Below are 21,721 nucleotides of genomic sequence, written 5' to 3' on the forward strand. Positions count from 1 at the left end.
ATTAGTCGTCTGACAACGAGGCGAGTAAGTCAGCTTGGTGCTCTTGCATGATAGGGTCAAGAAGCTGTTTCAAATCACCTTCTATCACTTCATCTAACCGGTAAATCGTTAAGTTAATGCGGTGATCGGTGACACGCCCTTGCGGGAAATTATAAGTACGGATTCGCTCTGAACGATCACCACTTCCTACCAGACTCTTACGAGTAGAGGCTTCTTCTGCCGCACGCTTTTCTTCTTCAATATTGTTCAAACGCGCTTGCAATACCGACATGGCTTTGGCGCGGTTTTTATGTTGCGAACGCTCGTCCTGGCATTCAACCACTAACCCAGACGGTATGTGAGTAATACGAATAGCCGAGTCGGTTTTGTTAACGTGCTGACCACCTGCGCCAGATGCTCTAAAGGTATCAATGCGAAGATCCGCTGGATTAATATCAATCGCTTCTGATTCAGGGATTTCAGGTAATACTGCAACAGTACAGGCAGACGTATGAATACGACCTTGAGATTCAGTGTCAGGTACGCGCTGAACACGGTGGCCGCCTGATTCAAATTTCAAGATACCGTAAACGCCATCGCCACTAATATTCGCAACTACTTCTTTATAACCACCATGCTCACCTTCGTTAGCGTTAACTAGCTCTACGCGCCAACCTTTGGTTTCTGCATAACGGCTGTACATACGGAACAAATCACCGGCGAAAATAGCCGCTTCATCACCACCGGCACCGGCTCGGACTTCTAAGAAACAGTTGCTATCATCGTTAGGATCTTTAGGTAACAATAAAACTTGTAACTCAGTTTCTAGGCGTTCAATATCCGCTTTCGCAATTTTAAGTTCTTCTTGCGCCATTTCACGCATTTCTGCATCATCTTCTTTCAACATTTCATTCGCTGAATCAAGATTCTCTTGCGCTTGTTGATAGGCATTAAATCCACCCACTACGCTTTCAAGCTGGCTGAACTCTTTTGACAAATTACGAAACTTTTCTTGATTGCCGATTACTTGCGGATCGCCCAATAAGGCCTGCACTTCTTCGAAGCGTTCCACCAAGTTTTCGAGTTTTCTGACAACCGAGTCTTTCATATTTTTATGTTTACCTTATTTTTTGATATCTGACGTAGTGTCAGATAACGATAATGCCTGCCCCAACCACCGACTCAGCGCCGGGTCATCATGCATTGCAGCTTCTCTAAGTGCCAGGGTTGTGGGGTGCAGCAATGTATTGGTTAGCTTATAGGCCATTTCACTTAAAACCGTTTCGGCGTCTTTGCCTTCGGTTAACTGCGCCAATGCTTTTTCTACTACATCGTCGCGCTGTTCCATGCCTTTTTGACGATACTGCCTAACTAAATCAATAGATTGTTGAGACTGCTTCCAGCTCATGTAATCGCCAGCTTGCTTCTCAATCAACTTTTCAGCTTCCAGCGCCGCTTGCTCACGATTTTGTAAATTCTTTTGAACGATGTGCTGTAAATCATCTACGGTATATAAATAGGCATCACCCAATTCGTTCACTTGCGCTTCAATGTCACGAGGTACCGCTAAATCAACTAAAAACATGGGCATATTTCTGCGTTGTTTCAACGCCTTCTCTACCATGCCCTTCCCTATTAAGGGTAGTTGACTGGCAGTAGAGCTGATCACTATATCAAAATCTTTTAGGTGTTCCGGTACCTGTGAAAGGGTATACACACTGGCATCCAATTTTTCAGCCAAGGCTTCTGCACGAGAAATAGTTCGGTTCGCTACCGCTAGACAAGTAACACCTTGCTCTTTTAAGTGCTGTGCCACTAACTCAATGGTTTCACCCGCACCCACCAGTAGCACCGAGCGCTTGGGTAGCTCAGCAAATATATGCTTTGCTAATTGAACTGCAGCATAAGCTACGCTGACGGCATTCGCGCCAATTTCAGTTTCGCTGCGTACCCGCTTAGCTACAGAAAAGGTATGCTGAAATAGTTTATCAAACTCGGTATTAATCATACCTGAGTGTTTGGCATCACCAAAGGCTTGCTTTACTTGCCCTAATATCTGCGGTTCACCAAGAATGAGCGAATCTAACCCACTTGCCACCCGCATAATATGTTTAACCGCATCATCTGCGGCAAGCACATAACTGTTATTGGCAATTTCATCAACTTCAACATGGTGGAAGTTTGATAACCACGCTAATAATGCAGTCGCAGTTTCATGCTGGGTGTTCACGTAAAGCTCTGTGCGGTTGCACGTAGAGACAATTACCGACTCATCAACCCCGTCCACCTTTCTTAATGACGCAAGCGCTTCCACCAGAGAGTCTGGTGTAAAAGCCACTTTTTCACGCAATGCGACAGGGGCGGTTTTGTGGTTAATACCAAGGGCGAGTAGAGTCATTCAAATCTGTGCTGGCAACGTCGGACGCGCATTGTACGAAAAACCCAAAATGATTGAAAGTGTTGGTAGAACTGTGTTCACATAAAGTATGCACTTTACCTAAGACGACACCCAATGATTCGCTTTGCTTTTTTACTTGTAGTGGTTAGCCTATTTATCAGCGCCTGTATCACCTTACCTGATGGTCCTGAAGACGCCGTCAACCTTAGCGCCCAGCTTAAAAAGGTGGCTCAAGTTGATGCCTGGCAATTGCGCGGAAAAATAGCCTTCAGAAAGGAAAAAGAAGGGGCTAGCGCGAACCTATTGTGGAAAACCGATGACGCCAATTTTCATTTCCGATTAACCAATTTACTCGGTGTAACCATGGTTGATTTGAATGTAAATGGTGATAAAGCCATTTTAGAAGCCGGTAATGAAGTATATGAAGACGCCGATCCTGAACCTTTAATCTATTATACCACTGGCATGGATATTCCCGTCGCCCCCTTACTTTCGTGGATCAAAGGGCTTCCTCTTGCCGATGATAAATTTACCCTTACCGACAAGGGTTTGCTTAATACCCTTGAAAGCAATTGTCGTGCATGTAAAGGCTGGCAAGTGAGTTATGCTAACTATGGCAATGTGACTACCCCCGAAGGCAATAATGTGTGGCTGCCCCACGCTATTAATTTGGTTCAACCCAACCCGCCATCAACGCAATTAAAAATAAAAATATATGAATGGACGCTGCTTTAGTTTCAAGCCTAAACCTAGCAGCGTCAAACCTAGCACTAAAAAAAGCTAGAAGTAACAAACTAAGTCGTGACAAACTCAGTTGTGACAGGCTCGGAAGTAAAGAAATAAACATGACTAATTCAGAAGTAACGAATCCACAAGAGATAAGCCCAGATTGGTGGCCATCTCCCGCCAAACTTAATCTTTTTCTACATATTAATGGTCGTTACCCGAACGGCTATCACCAATTGCAAAGCTTATTTCAGATGCTTAATTACGGCGACAAGCTTGCTTTTGACATTAATGATTCGGGTAAAATTTCTATGGCTACCCCGCTCGAAGGGGTAAAAGATGAAGATAATCTTATTGTGCGTGCCGCTAAGCTATTAGCTGAACATGCTCATATTGATAAAGGTGTTAGCATTAGTGTAGAAAAATGCTTACCCATGGGCGGCGGAATTGGCGGCGGATCTTCAAATGCCGCCACAACGCTAGTCGCTTTGAATCATTTGTGGGGGACGGGGCTAAAAGAAGATGAACTTGCTGAATTTGGGTTAAAGTTAGGCGCCGATGTACCTATTTTTGTTCGCGGGCTTACCGCTTTTGCATCAGGAGTAGGTGAAGAGATCACCCCTGCCCCGCAACAAGAAAAATGGTATTTGGTGGCGAACCCCAATGTGCATATTAGTACCGCCGAGGTATTTACCGCTGAACAATTGCCTAGAAATACACCAATTATGCAGTGGGAAGACTACCAATTTGGAAAAACTCGCAATGATTGTCAGCAATTAGTCGTTAATCGCTATCCCGAAGTTGCAAATTTATTACAGTGGTTGGTACACTACGCACCGTCGCGAATGACGGGCACAGGTGCCTGCGTATTTGCCACCTTTTCTGACGAAGTTTCCGCTAAACAAGTTCAGGCTAAACTGCCTGCTGCTTGGCAAAGTTTTGTTGCAAAAGGTGTGAATCGCTCACCGCTATTACAAAAATTAAAAAAATCAGAGCACGTGTACGCCACATCGGACAAGAAATAAAAAATTGGGGTATAGCCAAGTTGGTAAGGCAGCGGGTTTTGATCCCGCCATTCGTAGGTTCGAGTCCTGCTACCCCAGCCAAACCTCTTTTATCAACGCACTGAGGAACCCACTTGTGCCAGATATGAAGCTCTTTGCAGGTAATGCCGTACCAGAACTTGCCCAGAAAGTCGCCGATCGCCTTTATACCAAACTCGGAAACGCCAAAGTAGGCCGTTTCAGTGATGGTGAAATTAGCGTAGAAATTCATGAAAACGTCCGTGGTTCGGACGTTTTTATTATCCAATCAACCTGTGCACCCACTAATGACAACCTAATGGAATTGATCGTGATGATCGACGCTTTGCGCCGCGCATCAGCAGGTCGTATTACTGCGGTAATTCCATACTTTGGTTATGCGCGTCAAGACCGTCGCGTTCGTTCAGCCCGGGTGCCAATTACTGCAAAGGTTGTCGCAGACTTTCTTTCTAACGTTGGTGTAGATAGAGTACTTACTATCGACTTGCACGCCGAGCAGATTCAAGGTTTCTTCGATGTACCTGTAGATAATGCATTCGGAACGCCTATCCTGTTGGCCGACATGGTTCAACGTGATTTTGCCGATCCGGTTGTAGTATCGCCAGATATTGGCGGTGTTGTTCGAGCACGTGCTACCGCTAAGCTACTTAACGATGCTGATCTTGCCATTATCGACAAACGCCGTCCTAAGGCGAACGTTGCTCAGGTAATGAACATAATTGGTGACGTTAATGACCGTGACTGTATTATTGTGGATGACATGATTGATACTGGCGGCACGTTAGCGAAAGCAGCTGAAGCATTGAAAAGCCATGGTGCACGTAATGTTTATGCTTACGCCACCCATGCAATTTTCTCTGGTAACGCAGCACAGAACCTAAAAGAATCTGTCATCGATGAAATTATCATTACCGATTCTATTCCGCTTAGTGCAGATATGCAGAAGATTGGAAAAGTGAAACAACTAACATTATCTGAAATGCTTGCTGAAACGATTCGTCGTATCAGCAACGAAGAGTCTATTTCAGCGATGTTTGAGTACTAGTTTCTAGTAACCGTCACAAGTACTCATCTCGAATTCTCGCCGCGAATAAGTTAAGCGATGACAGTTCGACGATTTATATATAAAAGGGCCTACGGGCCCTTTTTTTGTGCCTACTATTCTTGCCTCTTCATCTCCACATTAAAAATCACCTGAAAAAAGTAAAATATTTAGTGTCTCTTTTACTATTATTAACACTCGTAGACTAAGTCGTAGACTAACGGTCGAATTTCAACCACGATCAGTCTGTTAAAAAAGTTGTTCCTAACGTGAGTTTTCTTACAAGCCACGTTCAAATACAAATAATAAAAAAGGAGCGGTTAGTGAATGTAAGAAAAACTCGCTCGTCAACAGCATTTTGGTATTGGTTAAGTCGATTTTGGACCGACCCCGATGCTACGTCTGAGCTGGCTAACTACTATCGTGCCCGGCAAATTGACTCTCTATCTCGACAACTTCCCCTTGCCAGCAGTGCAACTGTTCTCATCGTTATTTTGTGTTCCGTTTTTGCTAATGACCTTATTAATAGTGATTTCATGATTGCATGGTCGTTGTCATTACTTATTATCGCAGCCGGTGATGTTATTGCTTGGTACTTATTGGTTAAACGAAAAATTGAGAATACCGGCTCTAAGCGGGTTCAATTTATCTTGGCACTCATGTTGGGATTGGCGGCTGTTTTATATGCGCAAATGACGACCGTATTACTTGGAGTATTGGATACCCAAGGTAAGATTATCTTAGTTGCTATTATTGCAGCATTTATTGCAACTGGCGCTTGGCAGTTTGCGTCCTTACCCGCAGCCGCGTTATTTTGGGTTTTGTTCTTAACCTTGGGGGTATCAGTAGGTATCCACATAAGTTACTTTGGCGAGTATTTATTTATATCTGCATTGCTGTTGATCTATTGGATATATCTAAGCTGTGTGGTGCTGGTTACATCGAAACGTTTTGTTCGCGGATTAATGGCAGAAACCGCGATAGAACATCAACGCCAGGTTGTAGGGTTGTTGTTGAAAGATTTTGAAGAAAACGCTAGTGATTGGCTATGGGAAATTGATAGTCACGGATGTTTGAAGCATGTCTCGTTACGTATGCAACATGTTTTAGGGAAACCTGTACAACAACTCTCTGGCAGCCATTTTTTAAACTTACTTTCAGACAGCACATCTGCGGCGAACCAGCACGTAGTGAGAGAATTAGCGACCAATTTTCAACAGAATGAGCCCTTCACACAAGATAACATTCCTATTGAAGTCAATGGCGATACTAAATGGTGGTCGCTGACTGCCCAACCTCTTATTAATAGTACGGGTAACTTATCTGGCTGGCGCGGCGTAAGCACTGATGTGACAGATGCGCTACTTCGCGAAAAAGAGATGACGTTTTTAGCTAATATCGACTCTTTAACTGGGTTGGCTAACCGCCACTTATTCTCCAAAACATTACAAGAATGCTTTGTCGTTGAAGCTGAACTGAACACCCCTGAAATAATCAAGGATATAACCTTAGTTACGTTAGATCTTGATAATTTTAAAGTGATTAACGATACGTTAGGCCACTTAGCTGGTGATGCGTTATTAAAAGAAATTTCATGTCGTTTTCAAGAAATCACACCAAAGAATGTCTTGCTCTCAAGACTGGGGGGTGATGAATTTGCTTGGGTTTTCAAAAATAGCCTTACGCCTCTGGAAGCAACACGTTTCGGGCAGAAAATCCACGACTTATTAGCTGAACCATGGCTACATCAAGAGCACTCGTTTGATTTAGGCGCCAGCATTGGGGTAGCAAACGCGCCAATGGATGGTGTGTCCCCAGTGTCTCTTCAACGTGCCAGCGACATGGCACTATATGCAGCCAAGGCGAGCGGTAAAAACAAACTTTGCTTCTACGATCCTAAACTCGATGAGTATGCCATGTTGAGATTGGCGCTGCTAAGTGATTTTCGTCAGAGCTTTGCAGACCACGACTTTGTTGTGCTCTACCAGCCTCAAATTCGGTTTAGCGATAATACGCTAATCGGTTTTGAAGCATTGGTTCGTTGGCACCACCCCGAACGAGGCGTCGTGTCGCCTACCGATTTTATTCACCTTATTGAAGAAAATGGCATGATAGTCCAGTTAGGGGAATGGGTCTTAAGACAGGCCTGTAGTGATGCCATGAACTGGCCTGCACCGCTTCAAGTTGCTGTGAATGTTTCTCCCGTTCAAATTGAGCGAACCAATTTACTCACTACGGTGATCAAGGCGCTTAAAGCAACCGGTCTGCCCGCTTCTCGATTAGAACTTGAGTTAACTGAATCATCATTAATGTGTGATGGCGACAGCACGATTGTGCTTTTGAATAGCTTAAGAGAGCAAGGCGTTCGGATCGCATTGGACGATTTCGGTACAGGGTACTCTTCACTGTCTTACCTTCAACGTTTCCCTTTTGACAAGCTTAAGGTAGACCGAAGTTTCGTTATTGCCGCGTCAGAACACACTCAAAACCTAAACAGTGCAAATGCGGAATCTATCTTGTCAGCAATACTACAATTGGCTAATGCATTACACTTGCAAACCACTGCAGAAGGTGTAGAGACCCGAGAAGTTTCCACTTTGTTACAACAGCTAGGTTTTACGAATGCCCAGGGCTTTTTCTATGGTCGCCCGATGACCTCCGAACACGCTCAAAATTTCATCAGTAAATGGCCCGACATTCAAAATAAAGAGAACTAAACCTGCTTTAAAGTAGTCTTTCTTTGTAGCCATGTGGCCACTTTCGGTTTACCGTTAGTATCTAACAAAAAACTATAAAAGAGGCATTTATGAAATTTACTCGCACATTATCTACGCTGTCAGCCGCCACATTACTATTAGCCCTTGTTGGCTGCTCTAATGAAGATGACGCCACTGTAGATGTTAAAGAAGAGCCCCTTATGACTGAAAAAGCAGATGAAAAGCCTCAGCAAGCCTTAGTGGCTAAAACTGCGGAACAAAAACGTCTTAGCGCGTCAGGTGAAGCCAGTGAAGTTACCCTAACCGGCACCATTGTGTACAAAGAAATGGAAGGTGGCTTCTATGCCTTTATTGCTGAAGATGGCGAGCGCTACACACTTCGAAAACTGGATAAGAAATTTCATAGAAATGGCTTAATCGTTAAGGTTACCGGTATGCCTATGCCGGACCTTATGACTATCACCCAATACGGCACCGTGTTACAGGTTGAAAGTGTAGAAATTCTCGACGCCAGCAGAGTGATAGGAAACGCACCCACTCACTAAGCATGCTTTGACTAAGCAGTGGTTGATTGGAAAAAGGAACCGGTGATCGATTACGGCTATCTACGCCGTACAAACGTCACTGTTAATAGTAGGAGTAATAAATGATTAATGCATACGCAGCACAAGAGCCAGGTGGAAAGCTGGAAAAGTTTGAATATGACCCTGGCGAATTAGCCTCTCACGATGTTGAGATAGACGTGGAGAGCTGCGGCATTTGTCATAGTGATTTAAGCATGTTGGATAATGAATGGGGTATAAGTGAATACCCATTCGTACCAGGACATGAAGTGGTGGGAAAAATAAGTGCGGTAGGCGAACACGTTACGTCATTGAAAGTAGGTCAGCGGGTAGGCTTGGGCTGGCACGCCGGCTACTGTAATAGCTGTGGCACCTGTGAGTCTGGCGATCAAAACTTATGCTCTAATGCCACGATGACGATTGGCGGTCGCCACGGTGGATTTGCCGATAAAGTTCGAGCTCAAGCTACGGCCGTTGTACCTATTCCTGATGGTGTAGACCCACAAAGTGCTGGGCCACTATTTTGCGGCGGTATTACGGTATTTAACCCACTAGTACAATTTGATATTAAACCCACCTCAGTAGTTGGCGTGGTAGGTATTGGCGGCTTAGGGCACTTAGCATTGCAGTTTTTGAATGCGTGGGGATGTAAGGTTGTTGCTTTTACTTCGAGTGAATCGAAGAAACAAGAAGCGTTAGAACTTGGTGCTCATGAAACCTTAAATAGCCGCGATAAAGATGAACTTAAAGCCGCCGCGGGCAAGTTCGACCTTATCATTTCTACGGTGAATGTGAAGCTTGATTGGAACTTGTACTTATCGACTCTAGCGCCTAAAGGCCGTTTACACTTTGTTGGTGCAACGTTAGAGCCTTTAGATATAGGGGCGTTTAATCTTATTGGAGGTCAACGTTCAGTATCAGGTTCGCCAGTAGGTAGCCCTGCAACCATTAAAACCATGCTGGAATTTGCAGCGCTGCATAATATTGCGCCGGTGACAGAAACCTTTAAATTCGACGAGGTTAATGAAGCAGTACAACGGCTTCGTGACGGTAAAGCCCATTATCGTGTTGTGTTGACTAAATAGGCATTGCTGTAGTGCCATTTAGACACGCAAATAAATGACTCCCGCCAAGTAAAATTTGTATGTTATAGGTCTCGGTGTTAGAATTCGCCGCCCTCAAAATTTGAGGCGGCGATTGTTGTTTACAATTTGTAGCTACAACGCCCTATAACAGTAGGTTCTGGTCGCAAGAACTTACATTCTTAATTTTTTATTGGAGACATATAATGTCTAAAGCAATTTTTACTCTGGAAGCTACTGTACGTACAGACCTAGGGAAAGGTGCGAGCCGCCGCCTACGTCGTGAAGACAAGCTTCCTGGTATCATCTACGGTGGTGAAGAAGCACCAGTGTCGATTACTCTTGAGCACAACAAAGTAAACAACGCCGCTGATTTTGAAGCGTTCTACTCTCACGTTCTTACTTTGAACGTAGACGGAAAAGCTGTTGAAGTACTTGTTAAAGACATGCAACGTCACGCTTTCAAGCCGCGTATTCTTCACGTTGACTTCCAGCGCGTAATCGCAGGTCAAGAGTTACACACTAACGTACCTCTTCACTTCATCAACGAAGACAAGTCTGCAGCTATCAAAGCTGGCGGTATCGCTGAGCACCACGTAAACGAAATCGAAATTACGTGTTTGCCTAAAGATCTTCCAGAATTCATCGAAGTAGATATTGCTAACGTTGAAATGGATTCTACTCTTCACTTGTCTGACCTTACACTACCTGCTGGTATCACCTCTGTTGAGCTTGGAAAAGACGACGAGACTCACGACCTTGCAGTAGTCACTGTTAAGCCTGCTCCTAAAGCAGCTGATGCAGAAGAAGGCGACGAAGAAGCAGCTTCTGAGGAATAATCAGCTTGGCTGATATCCGACTTATCGTGGGCCTGGGAAATCCAGGCCCCGAATATGATAATACCCGACACAATGCCGGTGAATGGTTTCTCAACCAACTTGCCGACACCTTCAATACCCCGCTAAAACCAGAATCCAAATTTTTCGGTAAAACCGCCCGCGTGACTATTGCTGGGCAAGATGTGCGCTTACTCTACCCTACAACTTTTATGAATAAGAGTGGTCAGGCTGTAGCGGCATTAGCCAATTTCTACCGTATTGAACCCGAACAAATTTTAGTGGCCTTTGATGAACTCGACTTACCTCCCGGTGTAGCAAAATACAAAATCGGCGGTAGCTCTAGTCAAAATGGTGTTAGAGACATTGTGGCAAAATTGGGTAACAATAAAGACTTCTTACGCTTGCGTATTGGTATTGGACATCCGGGTCACAAAAGCCGTGTTACCGGACATGTATTAGGTAAGCCCCCCGCTGAAGAAAAAATGGCCATAGAAAGTGTCATTGACGAAGCTGTGCGCTGTACTGAAATACTCCTTAAAAACGACCTAAAGCAAGCGCAAAATCGGCTACACTCCTTTAAGGCGTGAGCCTGAGCTAGTACTAATTCCAGACAAGGATCCCTACCATGGGTTTTAAATGCGGTATTGTTGGACTACCAAACGTAGGTAAATCAACACTCTTTAATGCACTGACAAAAGCAGGTATTGAAGCGGCAAACTTCCCTTTTTGTACCATAGAGCCCAATACAGGCGTTGTACCTGTACCGGATCTTCGCTTGGACAAACTGGCTGAAATTGTAAACCCTCAACGTGTTATTCCAACCACGATGGAATTCGTTGATATTGCAGGTTTGGTTGAAGGGGCTTCAAAAGGTGAAGGCTTAGGAAATAAATTCTTAGCTAACATTCGTGAAACCGATGCCATTGGCCACGTGGTTCGTTGTTTTGACAACGAAAATATTGTTCACGTTGCGGGCAAAGTTAACCCACAAGACGATATTGATATTATCAATACCGAACTTGCACTTTCAGACTTAGAAACCACAGAAAAAGCCCTACATCGTGTTGCTAAACGCGCTAAAGGTGGCGACTCTGATGCTAAGTATGAACTTAAAGTATTGGAAAAAATTAAGCCTCATTTAGATGAAGGTTTATTACTTCGTTCTTTAGAACTAACTAAAGAAGAGCACGCGGCAATCAGCTACATGAACATGCTTACCCTCAAGCCAACCATGTACATTGCTAATGTTGACGAAGACGGTTTCGAAAATAACCCATACTTAGACAAAGTACGCGCTATCGCCGAAAGCGAGAACGCCGTTGTAGTTGCAGTATGTGCCGCTATCGAGTCTGACATTGCCGAGCTTGAAGACGATGAGCGTGAAGAATTCATGCAAGACATGGGGCTTGAAGAACCAGGTCTTAACCGTGTTATTCGTGCAGGCTATAACTTGTTGACTCTTCAAACCTACTTTACAGCAGGGGTAAAAGAAGTACGCGCTTGGACCTTCCCAGAAGGCTCAACTGCACCACAAGCAGCAGGTAAGATTCACACCGACTTCGAGAAAGGCTTTATTCGTGCCGAAATCGTTAGCTACGATCACTTTGTTGAATTCAACGGTGAACAAGGTGCTAAAGACGCCGGTAAGTGGCGTTTAGAAGGTAAAGAATACATTGTTAAAGATGGCGATGTAATTCACTTTAGATTTAACGTGTAATAAGAATGTAGCCTAGGCTAGCCTTTCTTTTAACGTTACAAAAACCACCCTTAGAGGTGGTTTTTTATTGCCTGTAGAATTAGTTGTTGATTTAACAGGCAATGACTCGGTACTTTAAACACATCAAATGGCACTTATAACAGTGCTTATAATAAGATTCACATTAGGGCTTACAAATAAAATGATAAAAAACCTCATATGTTCACTTTCAGCACTGTCTGTCTCGCTCTGTGTGGCATTTTCTGGTGTAGGTATTGTTTCCGCAAATGACCATGGGAAAAGCGTTGAGGATACTCTGATAAAAGAAAAGCTCCTGCTGGATACCAACATAGCCAACAAATGGTACAAGGTGCCTACTAAACATATCGTTACCCTTGAGACACACTACGGTGATGTCGTCATAGCGCTGAACCCAGCTTTAGCGCCCCATCATGTAAAACGCTTTCGTAAATTGATTAAGCGTGATTTTTATCAACAGCAGTACTTCTATCGCGTGGTAGACGGTTTCGTAGCCCAAGGAGGAAGTAATGAAAGCCATACCCCCTCGCAAGGAACCGATAAGTTGAAGGCTGAGTTTGTTACCCCACTTTCATCCTCTGCGGTTGTTATAGAAGAAAATGACATGTTTGCCCCCGCTACAGGTTTTCTAAATGGGTTTCCTGTAGGAATAGACAGCGCTCGAAATGAGATGTGGGCGCTTCACTGCCCTGGCACGGTCGCTTTTGCCCGAAATAGTGAAAAGGACACTGCCAGCACGGAGTTTTATATTGTGATTGGCCAAGCCCCCAGACATTTAGACCGAAATATGTCTGTTATTGGACGAGTACTTGAGGGGATGGAAGTATTGCAGCAATTGCCTAGGGGCCCAATAGAGAATAGTGGCGTTATTGAAGTGCCTTCAGATAAGAGCCAAATTAAAAATAGTTACGCAGGTAACAAAGATACGTCGGGTAAACTGTATTATATTCAGCTTCCCTCACACCCGGAATACCAAAAACGTATGAAAACTGGACAAACACTCAATAATTCTTTCTTTCATGACAAAATTTATAGTCCTAGACCTATCGATGTTTGCTATTACCAGACTAAAACTTCATCAACGCCATGGAATTAAGTTTAGGTTTATTGGCGATATTTGATTAAATTCACTGCACTTTGACTAGATTTTAGACCTGAACGCACAGATATTAGCCACTTAGAAAAAGTTAGTAAAAAAGGGGTTGACGGTCGCCAGTCATATCCGCATAATACGCGCCACTTCCTGAGAGGGAAAAGAAAAAGCCGGAGGCTATGTAGCTCAGTTGGTTAGAGCACATCACTCATAATGATGGGGTCGCAAGTTCGAATCTCGCCATAGCCACCAATTTTTCTTTTTATCTAACTTCTCTTGAGGTTCTGACTGTGCGGGAGTGGTGGAATTGGTAGACACGCTGGATTTAGGTTCCAGTGCTTCACGGCGTGAGAGTTCAAGTCTCTCCTTCCGCACCACAGTTGGGGTATAGCCAAGTTGGTAAGGCAGCGGGTTTTGATCCCGCCATTCGTAGGTTCGAGTCCTGCTACCCCAGCCATACATAAGAAACCGGTCCTTCGACCGGTTTTTTGTTTTTAGACCTAAATAAAGTTGTAATCTAACTACTTATTCCCTCTTCACTCTTTTTTCCCACATGCTACTATATTTGCTTACTGTGTCTTTTGAGCGCTCTCCTGCAAGATACTTTCTTCTACGGTGCTTTAGTTAAGGTGTATTCATTTAAAGTACTCTCGATTTAGATATTAGCCTTTTAAGGTACTTGCCTTTAAGCGAGTAACAGCCTCTTTAGGATTTCTACGAGTCTCACAACAAAAACAAAGGAAAACGCGTGATATACGACTTTGTCTCGGCGGTGAATAACGTCTTATGGGGTAACGGCCAAGTATTAATTATAATGCTATTGGTGTGTGGTATTTGGTTTACCGTTAAATTAGGTGGTGTTCAATTACGTCATTTTGGTCACATGTTTTCCTTATTGAAAGGAAGCAATAAATCCTCAAAAGAAGGTATTAGTTCTTTTCAGGCATTGTGTACTAGTTTATCAGCCCGAGTAGGTACCGGTAACCTAGCAGGGGTAGCTGTAGCTATCTCGCTTGGTGGCTCGGGGGCTATTTTCTGGATGTGGATGATTGCCATATTAGGCATGGCCACAGGCTTCGCAGAGAGCGTGTTAGGGCAACTTTACAAAGTACGTGATGAAAACGGTGAGTTTCGTGGCGGCCCTGCGTATTACATTAAACAAGGTTTGAATAAAACCTGGTTAGCGGTAGCCTTCTCTTTATGTCTTTTCTTCGGTTACGGCTTTGTCTTTAGTGCGGTGCAAGCAAACACCATCACGGATGCATTAAACAACGCGTATCAATTTCCCAGCGAATACACAGGCATAGCGATTATTGCCCTAGCCTCTTTAATCGTAATAGGTGGCTTACGCGGTATTGCTAGATTTGCTGAGTTTGTTGTGCCTTTTATGGGTATTGGTTATGTATTAGTGGCATTGGGAATTACCTTTATCAACATCTCAGAACTACCTGCGATGCTGATGGATATCGTAAAATCTGCATTTGGATTGCAAGAAGCGGGAGCTGGCGCGCTAGGGGCAGCGATTAAAAACGGTATACAACGAGGGTTATACTCAAACGAAGCCGGAAGTGGCTCTGTGCCTCATGCAGCGGCCAGCGCGGTACCTAATCCTAACCACCCAGTGTCACAAGGCTACATTCAAATGCTGGGCGTGTTTTTAGATACTATGGTGCTTTGTACCTCTACCGCCTTTATTATTCTGCTTGCCGGCGGGTCTAACTCCGATCAAATGGAAGGCATTAGATTAACCCAAGATGCAATGAGCAGCCACTTAGGCGAAGGGGGAACTGACTTTGTTGCCGCCGCTATTAGCTTATTCGCCTTCACTTCGGTTGTGGCTAACTATGCCTACGGCGAAAGTAACTTACATATGTTCAAACTCGATAACCGCGCGGGTCGAGCCGCCTACACAATAGGTTACCTGGGTATGATTTACTGGGGCGCTCAAGCTGCTATGCCGCAAGTATGGGCCATGGCCGATATGGCATTAGGGTTAATGACTGTTATTAATATCACCGCGATTGTGTGGATGACGCCTACCATTGTCTCTATCAGCAAAGATTACTTTGCTAAGCGCGATAGGGGTGAAAAGGTAGAATATAAAGCTGGAGACTGTGAAATTCAGGGTAAATCTGAAGACGGTATTTGGTAAGCGAAACATTAAGCAGTAATAAAAGGCAGTGGCCGCTAACTAAACACAGTCGCCACTGCTTTTTTATGCCATAAACTCTCTCTATTTCGGCCTGAAAAGCGCAAACATATTGCGACTATCTACGGTGAAGTAATCCCCTGCTCCGCCACCACGCATGACAGGTTCAGCTTTCAACGTTTTATATACACCCGCTTCAATCATACCTTTTTGAATGTGAACGCCTACTACCTCGCCCATGACAAACCAGCTTTCACATAAGCCGCCTTCTGCATTTTTTAGCTGTACGATATCGGTAAGCTTACATTCCATACTGACCGGGCTGGACTTAACCCGTGGTACATCAACAATGTGAGATTCAGCGGTGCTTAAACCAGCGAATGCGAACTCATCTTCATCAGATGCTAACGGTGCACTTGTTTGGTTCATTGCCTCAACTAATGATTTACTGACAAGATTCCAACAAAACTCACCGGTTTCTTTGATATTTTTCAGTGAATCTTTATCACCCACGCTAGAAAAACCGATAATAGGTGGTGTGTAATTAAGTGCATTAAAGAAACTGTAAGGCGCTAAATTGGGCTTACCGTCTTTACTTTTAGTCGAAATCCAGCCAATGGGTCTAGGCGCAATAATGGCATTAAACGGATCGTGTGCGAGGTTATGACCTAACTTGGGTTCGTAGAAGTGAATGTCAGACAAGAATGTTCCTTAGCGGCGAGTATCGTTACTTTACCATTATGAGTATAGCGCCTAAGACGTTCAATTAGCAGTAGTGGATACTCATTTAGATGAAGCATTTATCTGATGAACTGTGGCACCGAAACAGACATACGAATGCCATTAATAGAAAATAAAAACGGCGTAAAGCCATGCTTATACGCCGTTTTATAAATGTAAATTAATATAGCGAACTATTTTTTCTTCGCTTTTTTAAGCTCTTTTTTAAGCTTTTTAAGTTTACCTTCTTGCTTAGAAATTTTAGCTTTTGTTACTTTGATTTCTTGTTTGACTTTTTTAGCTTTAGCCATTGGAAATATCCTTTTATTACTATTGTTATTGAGTGAGGAATGCTAGGCATTATACGCCCACTCGATGTAATCACTGCTTTAAGAGCATATGCATTTTTGATAAAGCAAAAGCGCTAATCTGAAGACTTGGCTTTTTGCTCTTCAGTGAATTCTTTAATAAACCGCCTGATCTCTCTAGCCGCTGTAGTATCTAACTCTTCGCAGAGATGAATAAAGTCAGCACGCTCCTGATCATTTATGCGAATAATCAGCTGACTATTCTTTTTTTTCTTTTTCTTATCCAATGTAAGTCCTCATCAAGAACTTCATTATGAGTTCATGCGGAATATGGCTATACACCATATATCAATTGTATATACACTTTCAAGGTTTATTGCTTTTATATGACAGTTTTGTTTAACCAAAATAGCAAATAACAAGAAAATTAGACGTAAAAAAACGGCCTTTGATTATCAAAGGCCGTTTTTGTATATTCATGTTTTACTTGAACTTTCGTAAAACCATTGCTATTTCACTACGGGTAGAAGAGTTAGCTCTCTCTACCTTCTTCGTACCTTACTTCGGTTCCCAGGCAAACGATTTGAATGCATCGTCTACTGGGGTTTCAGCTAGGTGGTTTGTGTAGTTACTCATCACTTTTTGCGCCAATATTAGAATAATCTCTAATAGTTGCTTATGCGCATAACCCGCATCGTAAAATGCTTTAAGCTGTGCATCTTCAATGTGGCCACGACCACGCGTTACTGCTAGTACGGTATCTTTCAAAGTGTTTAGCTTGGCATCAGAAAGGGTTTCGTCGTTACGTAACTCTTCAATTAGCTCATCACTTACTTTCATACTTTTAGCAATACCGGTATGTGCTGGTACGCAGTAATGACACGCATGCTCTACGTTAACCGCTTGCCATACTACCGTAAGCTCTTCTGCATTGAATGACGTATCTTGTGCTAAGCCGTGAAGTACTTGATAACCTTCAAGCAACGTTGGCGCTTCCGCCATTACTGCATGCAAGTTAGGGATCATACCGAAAGCTTTTTGAGAATTATCAAGAAGTGGTTTAGCTGCTTCTGGTGCACTATCTGCTGTGTGTAATGTAAAATCGCTCATGTCACTCTCCTATTGATGTGAACTGAAAACCAGTAACTAAAATGATAAATACTGATTACGTTTTGATGTAATACAATATAGGTTTACTTGAACACTTGTTCAAGCCATAATTGAACAAGTGTTCAAAACATTCAAATATAAGGTATACCAGAATGAAATATGAAGAGTCTGAAGTGATTGAGAAGGCAACGGCGCTTTTTTGGCAAAAAGGCTTTCAGGCCGCTGGTATGCGCGACATTCAACAAGCGCTAGATATGCGACCCGGCAGTATTTACGCTCGCTTTAAAAGTAAAGAAGGCTTGTTCCAGTTAGTAGTGGAAAAGTATGTTACGAACAGCCAAGAAAAACTCAGCATTGTTATTGAGGCTGTCAGCCCCCTTGACGCTTTACGCGAATTTTTCGTCAGCGAGCTTATTAATCCTGAAGAAATGCGCTTCCAGCGCCAATGCTTATTAATTAAGTCTATTACCGAATTAGAGATGCTGGGTGAAAACGGGAAACAATCTGTGCTTGATGGCATGAGTACCTTAAAAGCGTGCTTCAAATCGATTGTAGAAAAGGCCGTTCAAACTAACTCTCTACCTTCGAGCACACCGATTGATAAAGCCGCAGATTGGTTACAAAACCAATTTATAGGCCTTCGCACTTTTGCGTTAATGCAAAGCGACGATCACGCCATCGAAACCATGATAGATAAAGTACTCATCGATCTTAAAACTTCTTGGCCTGAGTGAAAGATGTATATGGTGAACCCGCTTTACCCCTTCACAATGTGAACGCCTTGGTAGACCTTCCATGGATGGATTTACCACGAGTTTTTAAGTGTTAGCTGTTCACTCGTGCATCTATAGAGCATTGGGAGAGTATGCATTAGAAACCTTCCACAGCATGGATGCTGTGGCAGAGCGCCCATGGATGGGTTTACCGCGAGTTTCTAATGCACACTCTCCCAACGCCCTTTCAACCTTTCGAGCTTTCAACTTCCCATCCAAACAGCTAGCTAAGCAGCATCCGCAGAAGTTGTGCAACAAGTAGAATGCCCATTAGCGGCCATATCCACTTAGACCACTTGGCGGTGTCTTCATCACTAATGCGCATTTTCGAGCGCTCGATAAGTGGTATTACTATAAAAAGTGCGCCGAACAGTACGGCAAGTATGATTAAAACTTCCATTCTCGCATCCCTATCGCATATTTAAGTACTTCCCGTTTAGCTGGCTCAAAGTGTTGTGCCACAGAAAGTAATTGGTTTCTTAACCATTTAATGGGGCCGATATCGTTACTAAACAAGCCATAGAAACCGTCCATGGCAGACATCATCAAGCCATTATCACGCTGGCGTGGCTTTTCGTAGCTTGTTATTAAGCGGCTTTTAAACGCTAGCGACGTTAAGTCGATACCTTCGCCGGTCACCGCTAATAAGGTTTCAACATCTCTAAACCCTAAGTTAACTCCCTGCCCTGCCAATGGGTTAATGGTGTGGGCGGCATCGCCCACCAAAATAACGCTATCGGTAACATAGCGGCTAGCATGTGCACGGGTTAACGGGAATGTAGCTTTGTCTATTACTGTAAAGTCGTTACCGTTTTTTATTAGCTCACTGGGAAAGGCTTCTATAATGGCTTGTTTTAATTGTGCGGCATTAAGGGTTGATAACCGCTTAAGTTCATCGGGCGAGTCGTACCATACTAACGAGGCGTAATTGTCGAACATTGGCAATAAGGCTTTAGGGCCTTCAGGGGTAAATTCTTGCCATGTAATGGCGTTAACCGGGTTTGCCATTTCAATAGTAATACCCATAGCTTGTTGGCGGTATTGCCAACCCGATACACCAATATTTGCAGATTGCCTAACTTGCGAGGCCGCACCATCGGCACCTATCAACCACTTAGCGTGAATAGTTTCGCCGTTATCAAGACTAAGGATAGCGGCGTGGGCCAATGACGCTGCAGAATTAGCCGAGCTATTAACTGAGCTATCAACTGAGTTACTAACTGAGCTATTGCCAAGCGCGATATCAGTCACCTTACAGCCAGTAAACCATGTTACGTTGTCAAACGCCTTTAATGCTTGATGACACCCTAATTGCAATAAACGGTTTTCAACAAAAAAGCCTAGCTGAGGTACATCGATACTTTGCGCTGTAAAGTCTGTTCGATGCGCGGGATCGTCCCACACACTCAGGCCCGTATAGGGCTTAACACGCATTGTTTCAATGTATTCCCACGCGCCTAACGAGGTTAATAACGATACAGACGCGTCACTAATGGCAGATACTCTTAAGTCTGGCTTACTGGCCTCGTCAAAAGCTTTGGGCAAGTGGGGCTCAATTATAGCTACCCGGTATTGCTGCTTCGCTAAGCCCAATGCAAGCGCAGCCCCAACCATGCCACCACCATTTATACAAAAATCATACATACTATAAATCTCTTCTACTTACCCAATAGCTTACTCGCTTTGCACTAATAAATAATACGAATGTGAGCCCAAATACGTTCGCCATTTTAATTTACTAATATCTTCTGCTTCATGCTTTATATCAACCACACCGCCCTTGCAAGATGGCAGTGCATTAAATTCCGTCGAATGTGGGTGAATACACTGGGCATTCGACGTTATAACAGGTAAAATACGCGGCTATTTTGAACATCTTCCCAAAACTGCAGTGGCAGGCTTTGCCAGAATTTACACCTAACCTAGTTAGCGTGTGGCATTTTCAACCGCCAGTCAATTGCTTACGGGAACTCTATCAGGTTATCGACTAGTTGTTATGACTAAAAAGCTGTATATCAAAACCTGGGGCTGCCAAATGAACGAGTACGACTCGGAGAAAATGGCAGACTTACTCGACTCTACTCATGGCTACACTGCAGCAGAAACTGCGGAAGAAGCCGATGTTATCTTGCTTAATACGTGCTCTATTCGTGAAAAAGCACAAGAAAAGGTGTTCCACCAACTTGGTCGTTGGAAGAACCTTAAACAAGATAACCCCGAGCTTATCATTGGCGTAGGCGGTTGCGTAGCTTCTCAAGAAGGTAGCGTTATTCGACAGCGCGCGCCTTATGTTGATTTAGTTTTCGGCCCGCAAACCTTACATCGTTTGCCCGAAATGATTAACCAACTTAAAGGCGGCGAAAAGTCGGTTATCGACGTAAGCTTCCCTGAAATTGAGAAATTTGACCGTTTACCTGAGCCTCGAGCTGAAGGCCCTACGGCGTTCGTTTCTATTATGGAAGGCTGTTCTAAGTACTGCACATTCTGCGTAGTACCTTATACCCGTGGTGAAGAAGTAAGCCGTCCGGTAGATGACGTATTACTTGAAATTGCCCAGCTAGCCGGTCAAGGCGTACGCGAAGTTAACTTGTTAGGCCAGAACGTAAACGCGTTTCGCGGTGAGAACCACGATGGAACCGTATGTCGCTTTGCCGAGTTATTAGAACTTGTTGCAGCTATCGATGGTATAGACAGGATTCGTTATACCACGTCGCATCCGGTTGAGTTTACCGATGATATTATCGACGTGTACGCCACTATTCCTGAGCTTGTTGATCACCTCCATTTGCCTGTGCAAAGTGGTTCAGACCGAATTCTTAACTTAATGAAGCGTGGTCATACCGCTATTGAGTATAAGTCTAAAATTCGTAAGCTTCGTAAAGTTCGCCCAAATATTAGTATGTCGAGCGACTTTATCATTGGTTTCCCAGGTGAAACCGATGCTGACTTTGAAGCCACAATGGACCTTATTCAGGCCATTGATTACGACCTAAGCTTTAGCTTCATTTACAGTGCTCGCCCTGGTACACCCGCGGCAGATGCAGTAGATGATGTAACCGAAGACGCCAAGAAGCAGCGTTTATACCTTTTACAGCAACGTATCAACCAACAAGCGTTGCGTATTGCGCGTAACATGGTAGGTACTGAACAACGTATTTTGGTAGAAGGCCCGTCAAAGAAAAATCCTATGGAGCTTTCTGGCCGTACTGAAAATAACCGCGTGGTTAACTTCGAAGGTACGCCGGATATGATTGGTGAATTCGTAGATGTGAAAGTGACAGACGTATTCTCCAATTCATTACGTGGTGATGTTATTCGCCGTGAAGATGAAATGGGCTTGCGTGTTGCTGTTTCGCCCCAATCTATTATGGCCAAGCACGAGGCTGACTTGCCTGACGCGATAGGCGTAGGTCAATTTAACCCAGCATAAATATTGAAAGTGAG

Annotated in this window: 20 protein-coding genes and 4 tRNA genes; 17 read left to right on the forward strand and 7 right to left on the reverse strand. The window is 43.8% G+C overall.

Features of this window, described 5'->3' with window-relative positions; genetic code table 11:
- Position 1 precedes the first annotated feature (1 nt).
- Entirely contained in the window at positions 2 to 1,087 is a 1,086-nt protein-coding gene (prfA, locus tag JKP82_RS11390; RefSeq protein WP_159531165.1) for a peptide chain release factor 1, read from the reverse strand.
- 15 nt (positions 1,088 to 1,102) lie between these two features.
- Positions 1,103 to 2,377, reverse strand: coding sequence for a glutamyl-tRNA reductase (gene hemA, locus JKP82_RS11395; protein WP_159531167.1), 1,275 nt, complete (start codon positions 2,375 to 2,377; stop codon positions 1,103 to 1,105).
- A 114-nt stretch (positions 2,378 to 2,491) separates the two neighbouring features.
- Here hemA and lolB point away from each other — a divergent pair, with 114 nt between their 5' ends.
- The 15 genes from lolB (at position 2,492) to JKP82_RS11470 (ending at position 15,369) form a co-directional block, all read left to right on the forward strand.
- Positions 2,492 to 3,112, forward strand: a complete 621-nt coding sequence (gene lolB / locus JKP82_RS11400) for a lipoprotein insertase outer membrane protein LolB (protein WP_159531169.1) — start codon at positions 2,492 to 2,494, stop codon at positions 3,110 to 3,112.
- A 110-nt stretch (positions 3,113 to 3,222) separates the two neighbouring features.
- A complete protein-coding gene (gene ispE, locus JKP82_RS11405) occupies positions 3,223 to 4,128 on the forward strand; it encodes a 4-(cytidine 5'-diphospho)-2-C-methyl-D-erythritol kinase (protein ID WP_218397100.1) in 906 nt (301 codons plus the stop codon).
- A gap of 5 nt (positions 4,129 to 4,133) precedes the next feature.
- A tRNA-Gln gene (locus JKP82_RS11410) sits at positions 4,134 to 4,209 on the forward strand.
- A 43-nt stretch (positions 4,210 to 4,252) separates the two neighbouring features.
- Positions 4,253 to 5,191 (forward strand): ribose-phosphate pyrophosphokinase, encoded by a 939-nt coding sequence (locus tag JKP82_RS11415; protein WP_208806010.1) that lies wholly within the window; start codon positions 4,253 to 4,255, stop codon positions 5,189 to 5,191.
- A gap of 320 nt (positions 5,192 to 5,511) precedes the next feature.
- Positions 5,512 to 7,905, forward strand: coding sequence for a putative bifunctional diguanylate cyclase/phosphodiesterase (locus tag JKP82_RS11420; protein ID WP_218397101.1), 2,394 nt, complete (start codon positions 5,512 to 5,514; stop codon positions 7,903 to 7,905).
- A gap of 89 nt (positions 7,906 to 7,994) precedes the next feature.
- Entirely contained in the window at positions 7,995 to 8,450 is a 456-nt protein-coding gene (locus tag JKP82_RS11425) for a ribose-phosphate pyrophosphokinase (RefSeq protein ID WP_218397102.1), read from the forward strand.
- 101 nt (positions 8,451 to 8,551) lie between these two features.
- Positions 8,552 to 9,553: an NADPH-dependent aldehyde reductase Ahr gene (gene ahr / locus JKP82_RS11430; protein ID WP_218397103.1), complete on the forward strand. Its 1,002-nt coding sequence runs from the start codon at positions 8,552 to 8,554 to the stop codon at positions 9,551 to 9,553.
- Positions 9,554 to 9,756: 203 nt separating this feature from the next.
- Positions 9,757 to 10,389, forward strand: a complete 633-nt coding sequence (locus JKP82_RS11435; RefSeq protein WP_218397104.1) for a 50S ribosomal protein L25/general stress protein Ctc — start codon at positions 9,757 to 9,759, stop codon at positions 10,387 to 10,389.
- 5 nt (positions 10,390 to 10,394) lie between these two features.
- Positions 10,395 to 10,976, forward strand: a complete 582-nt coding sequence (gene pth, locus JKP82_RS11440; protein WP_126873900.1) for an aminoacyl-tRNA hydrolase — start codon at positions 10,395 to 10,397, stop codon at positions 10,974 to 10,976.
- Positions 10,977 to 11,014: 38 nt separating this feature from the next.
- A complete protein-coding gene (gene ychF / locus JKP82_RS11445) occupies positions 11,015 to 12,106 on the forward strand; it encodes a redox-regulated ATPase YchF (protein WP_159531181.1) in 1,092 nt (363 codons plus the stop codon).
- A gap of 181 nt (positions 12,107 to 12,287) precedes the next feature.
- Positions 12,288 to 13,220, forward strand: coding sequence for a peptidylprolyl isomerase (locus JKP82_RS11450; RefSeq protein ID WP_258544386.1), 933 nt, complete (start codon positions 12,288 to 12,290; stop codon positions 13,218 to 13,220).
- A 172-nt stretch (positions 13,221 to 13,392) separates the two neighbouring features.
- Positions 13,393 to 13,469, forward strand: a tRNA-Met gene (locus JKP82_RS11455).
- A 40-nt stretch (positions 13,470 to 13,509) separates the two neighbouring features.
- A tRNA-Leu gene (locus JKP82_RS11460) sits at positions 13,510 to 13,594 on the forward strand.
- 4 nt (positions 13,595 to 13,598) lie between these two features.
- A tRNA-Gln gene (locus JKP82_RS11465) sits at positions 13,599 to 13,674 on the forward strand.
- A gap of 291 nt (positions 13,675 to 13,965) precedes the next feature.
- Positions 13,966 to 15,369: an alanine/glycine:cation symporter family protein gene (locus JKP82_RS11470; protein WP_159531183.1), complete on the forward strand. Its 1,404-nt coding sequence runs from the start codon at positions 13,966 to 13,968 to the stop codon at positions 15,367 to 15,369.
- A gap of 81 nt (positions 15,370 to 15,450) precedes the next feature.
- Here JKP82_RS11470 and JKP82_RS11475 read toward each other — a convergent pair whose 3' ends face one another.
- From JKP82_RS11475 to JKP82_RS11485, 3 genes are all read right to left on the reverse strand, one after another.
- Positions 15,451 to 16,068, reverse strand: a complete 618-nt coding sequence (locus JKP82_RS11475; protein ID WP_159531185.1) for a flavin reductase family protein — start codon at positions 16,066 to 16,068, stop codon at positions 15,451 to 15,453.
- A 442-nt stretch (positions 16,069 to 16,510) separates the two neighbouring features.
- Positions 16,511 to 16,681: a hypothetical protein gene (locus JKP82_RS11480; RefSeq protein WP_013784701.1), complete on the reverse strand. Its 171-nt coding sequence runs from the start codon at positions 16,679 to 16,681 to the stop codon at positions 16,511 to 16,513.
- A gap of 271 nt (positions 16,682 to 16,952) precedes the next feature.
- Positions 16,953 to 17,504, reverse strand: coding sequence for a carboxymuconolactone decarboxylase family protein (locus JKP82_RS11485; protein ID WP_159531188.1), 552 nt, complete (start codon positions 17,502 to 17,504; stop codon positions 16,953 to 16,955).
- A gap of 152 nt (positions 17,505 to 17,656) precedes the next feature.
- On the opposite strand from JKP82_RS11485, the gene JKP82_RS11490 reads away from it, so the two are divergent.
- Entirely contained in the window at positions 17,657 to 18,238 is a 582-nt protein-coding gene (locus JKP82_RS11490; RefSeq protein WP_159531190.1) for a TetR/AcrR family transcriptional regulator, read from the forward strand.
- 262 nt (positions 18,239 to 18,500) lie between these two features.
- Here the strand turns inward: JKP82_RS11490 and JKP82_RS11495 are convergent, their stop codons facing one another.
- Together JKP82_RS11495 and JKP82_RS11500 are read right to left on the reverse strand one after the other, a co-directional pair.
- Complete coding sequence (locus JKP82_RS11495; RefSeq protein WP_201299258.1) at positions 18,501 to 18,677, reverse strand: hypothetical protein; 177 nt, start codon at positions 18,675 to 18,677, stop codon at positions 18,501 to 18,503.
- Positions 18,665 to 19,921 (reverse strand): FAD-dependent monooxygenase, encoded by a 1,257-nt coding sequence (locus JKP82_RS11500; protein ID WP_159531192.1) that lies wholly within the window; start codon positions 19,919 to 19,921, stop codon positions 18,665 to 18,667. Before JKP82_RS11500 ends, JKP82_RS11495 begins: the two co-directional genes overlap by 13 nt.
- A gap of 352 nt (positions 19,922 to 20,273) precedes the next feature.
- Between JKP82_RS11500 and miaB the strand changes: the two genes are divergently transcribed.
- Positions 20,274 to 21,707: a tRNA (N6-isopentenyl adenosine(37)-C2)-methylthiotransferase MiaB gene (gene miaB / locus JKP82_RS11505; protein ID WP_159534559.1), complete on the forward strand. Its 1,434-nt coding sequence runs from the start codon at positions 20,274 to 20,276 to the stop codon at positions 21,705 to 21,707.
- The last annotated feature ends 14 nt before the right edge of the window (positions 21,708 to 21,721 follow it).

Source organism: Alteromonas lipotrueae (assembly GCF_019249215.1).
Classification (GTDB): domain Bacteria; phylum Pseudomonadota; class Gammaproteobacteria; order Enterobacterales; family Alteromonadaceae; genus Alteromonas; species Alteromonas lipotrueae.

Bases quoted from the DNA above. Each gene is read 5' to 3' on its own strand.
- prfA (WP_159531165.1), bottom strand. From the start codon at position 1,087: ATGAAAGACTCGGTTGTCAGAAAACTCGAAAACTTGGTGGAACGCTTC.
- hemA (WP_159531167.1), bottom strand. From the start codon at position 2,377: ATGACTCTACTCGCCCTTGGTATTAACCACAAAACCGCCCCTGTCGCA.
- lolB (WP_159531169.1), top strand. From the start codon at position 2,492: ATGATTCGCTTTGCTTTTTTACTTGTAGTGGTTAGCCTATTTATCAGC.
- ispE (WP_218397100.1), top strand. From the start codon at position 3,223: ATGACTAATTCAGAAGTAACGAATCCACAAGAGATAAGCCCAGATTGG.
- JKP82_RS11415 (WP_208806010.1), top strand. From the start codon at position 4,253: ATGAAGCTCTTTGCAGGTAATGCCGTACCAGAACTTGCCCAGAAAGTC.
- JKP82_RS11425 (WP_218397102.1), top strand. From the start codon at position 7,995: ATGAAATTTACTCGCACATTATCTACGCTGTCAGCCGCCACATTACTA.
- ahr (WP_218397103.1), top strand. From the start codon at position 8,552: ATGATTAATGCATACGCAGCACAAGAGCCAGGTGGAAAGCTGGAAAAG.
- JKP82_RS11435 (WP_218397104.1), top strand. From the start codon at position 9,757: ATGTCTAAAGCAATTTTTACTCTGGAAGCTACTGTACGTACAGACCTA.
- ychF (WP_159531181.1), top strand. From the start codon at position 11,015: ATGGGTTTTAAATGCGGTATTGTTGGACTACCAAACGTAGGTAAATCA.
- JKP82_RS11450 (WP_258544386.1), top strand. From the start codon at position 12,288: ATGATAAAAAACCTCATATGTTCACTTTCAGCACTGTCTGTCTCGCTC.
- JKP82_RS11485 (WP_159531188.1), bottom strand. From the start codon at position 17,504: ATGAGCGATTTTACATTACACACAGCAGATAGTGCACCAGAAGCAGCT.
- JKP82_RS11490 (WP_159531190.1), top strand. From the start codon at position 17,657: ATGAAATATGAAGAGTCTGAAGTGATTGAGAAGGCAACGGCGCTTTTT.
- JKP82_RS11495 (WP_201299258.1), bottom strand. From the start codon at position 18,677: ATGGAAGTTTTAATCATACTTGCCGTACTGTTCGGCGCACTTTTTATA.
- JKP82_RS11500 (WP_159531192.1), bottom strand. From the start codon at position 19,921: ATGTATGATTTTTGTATAAATGGTGGTGGCATGGTTGGGGCTGCGCTT.
- miaB (WP_159534559.1), top strand. From the start codon at position 20,274: ATGACTAAAAAGCTGTATATCAAAACCTGGGGCTGCCAAATGAACGAG.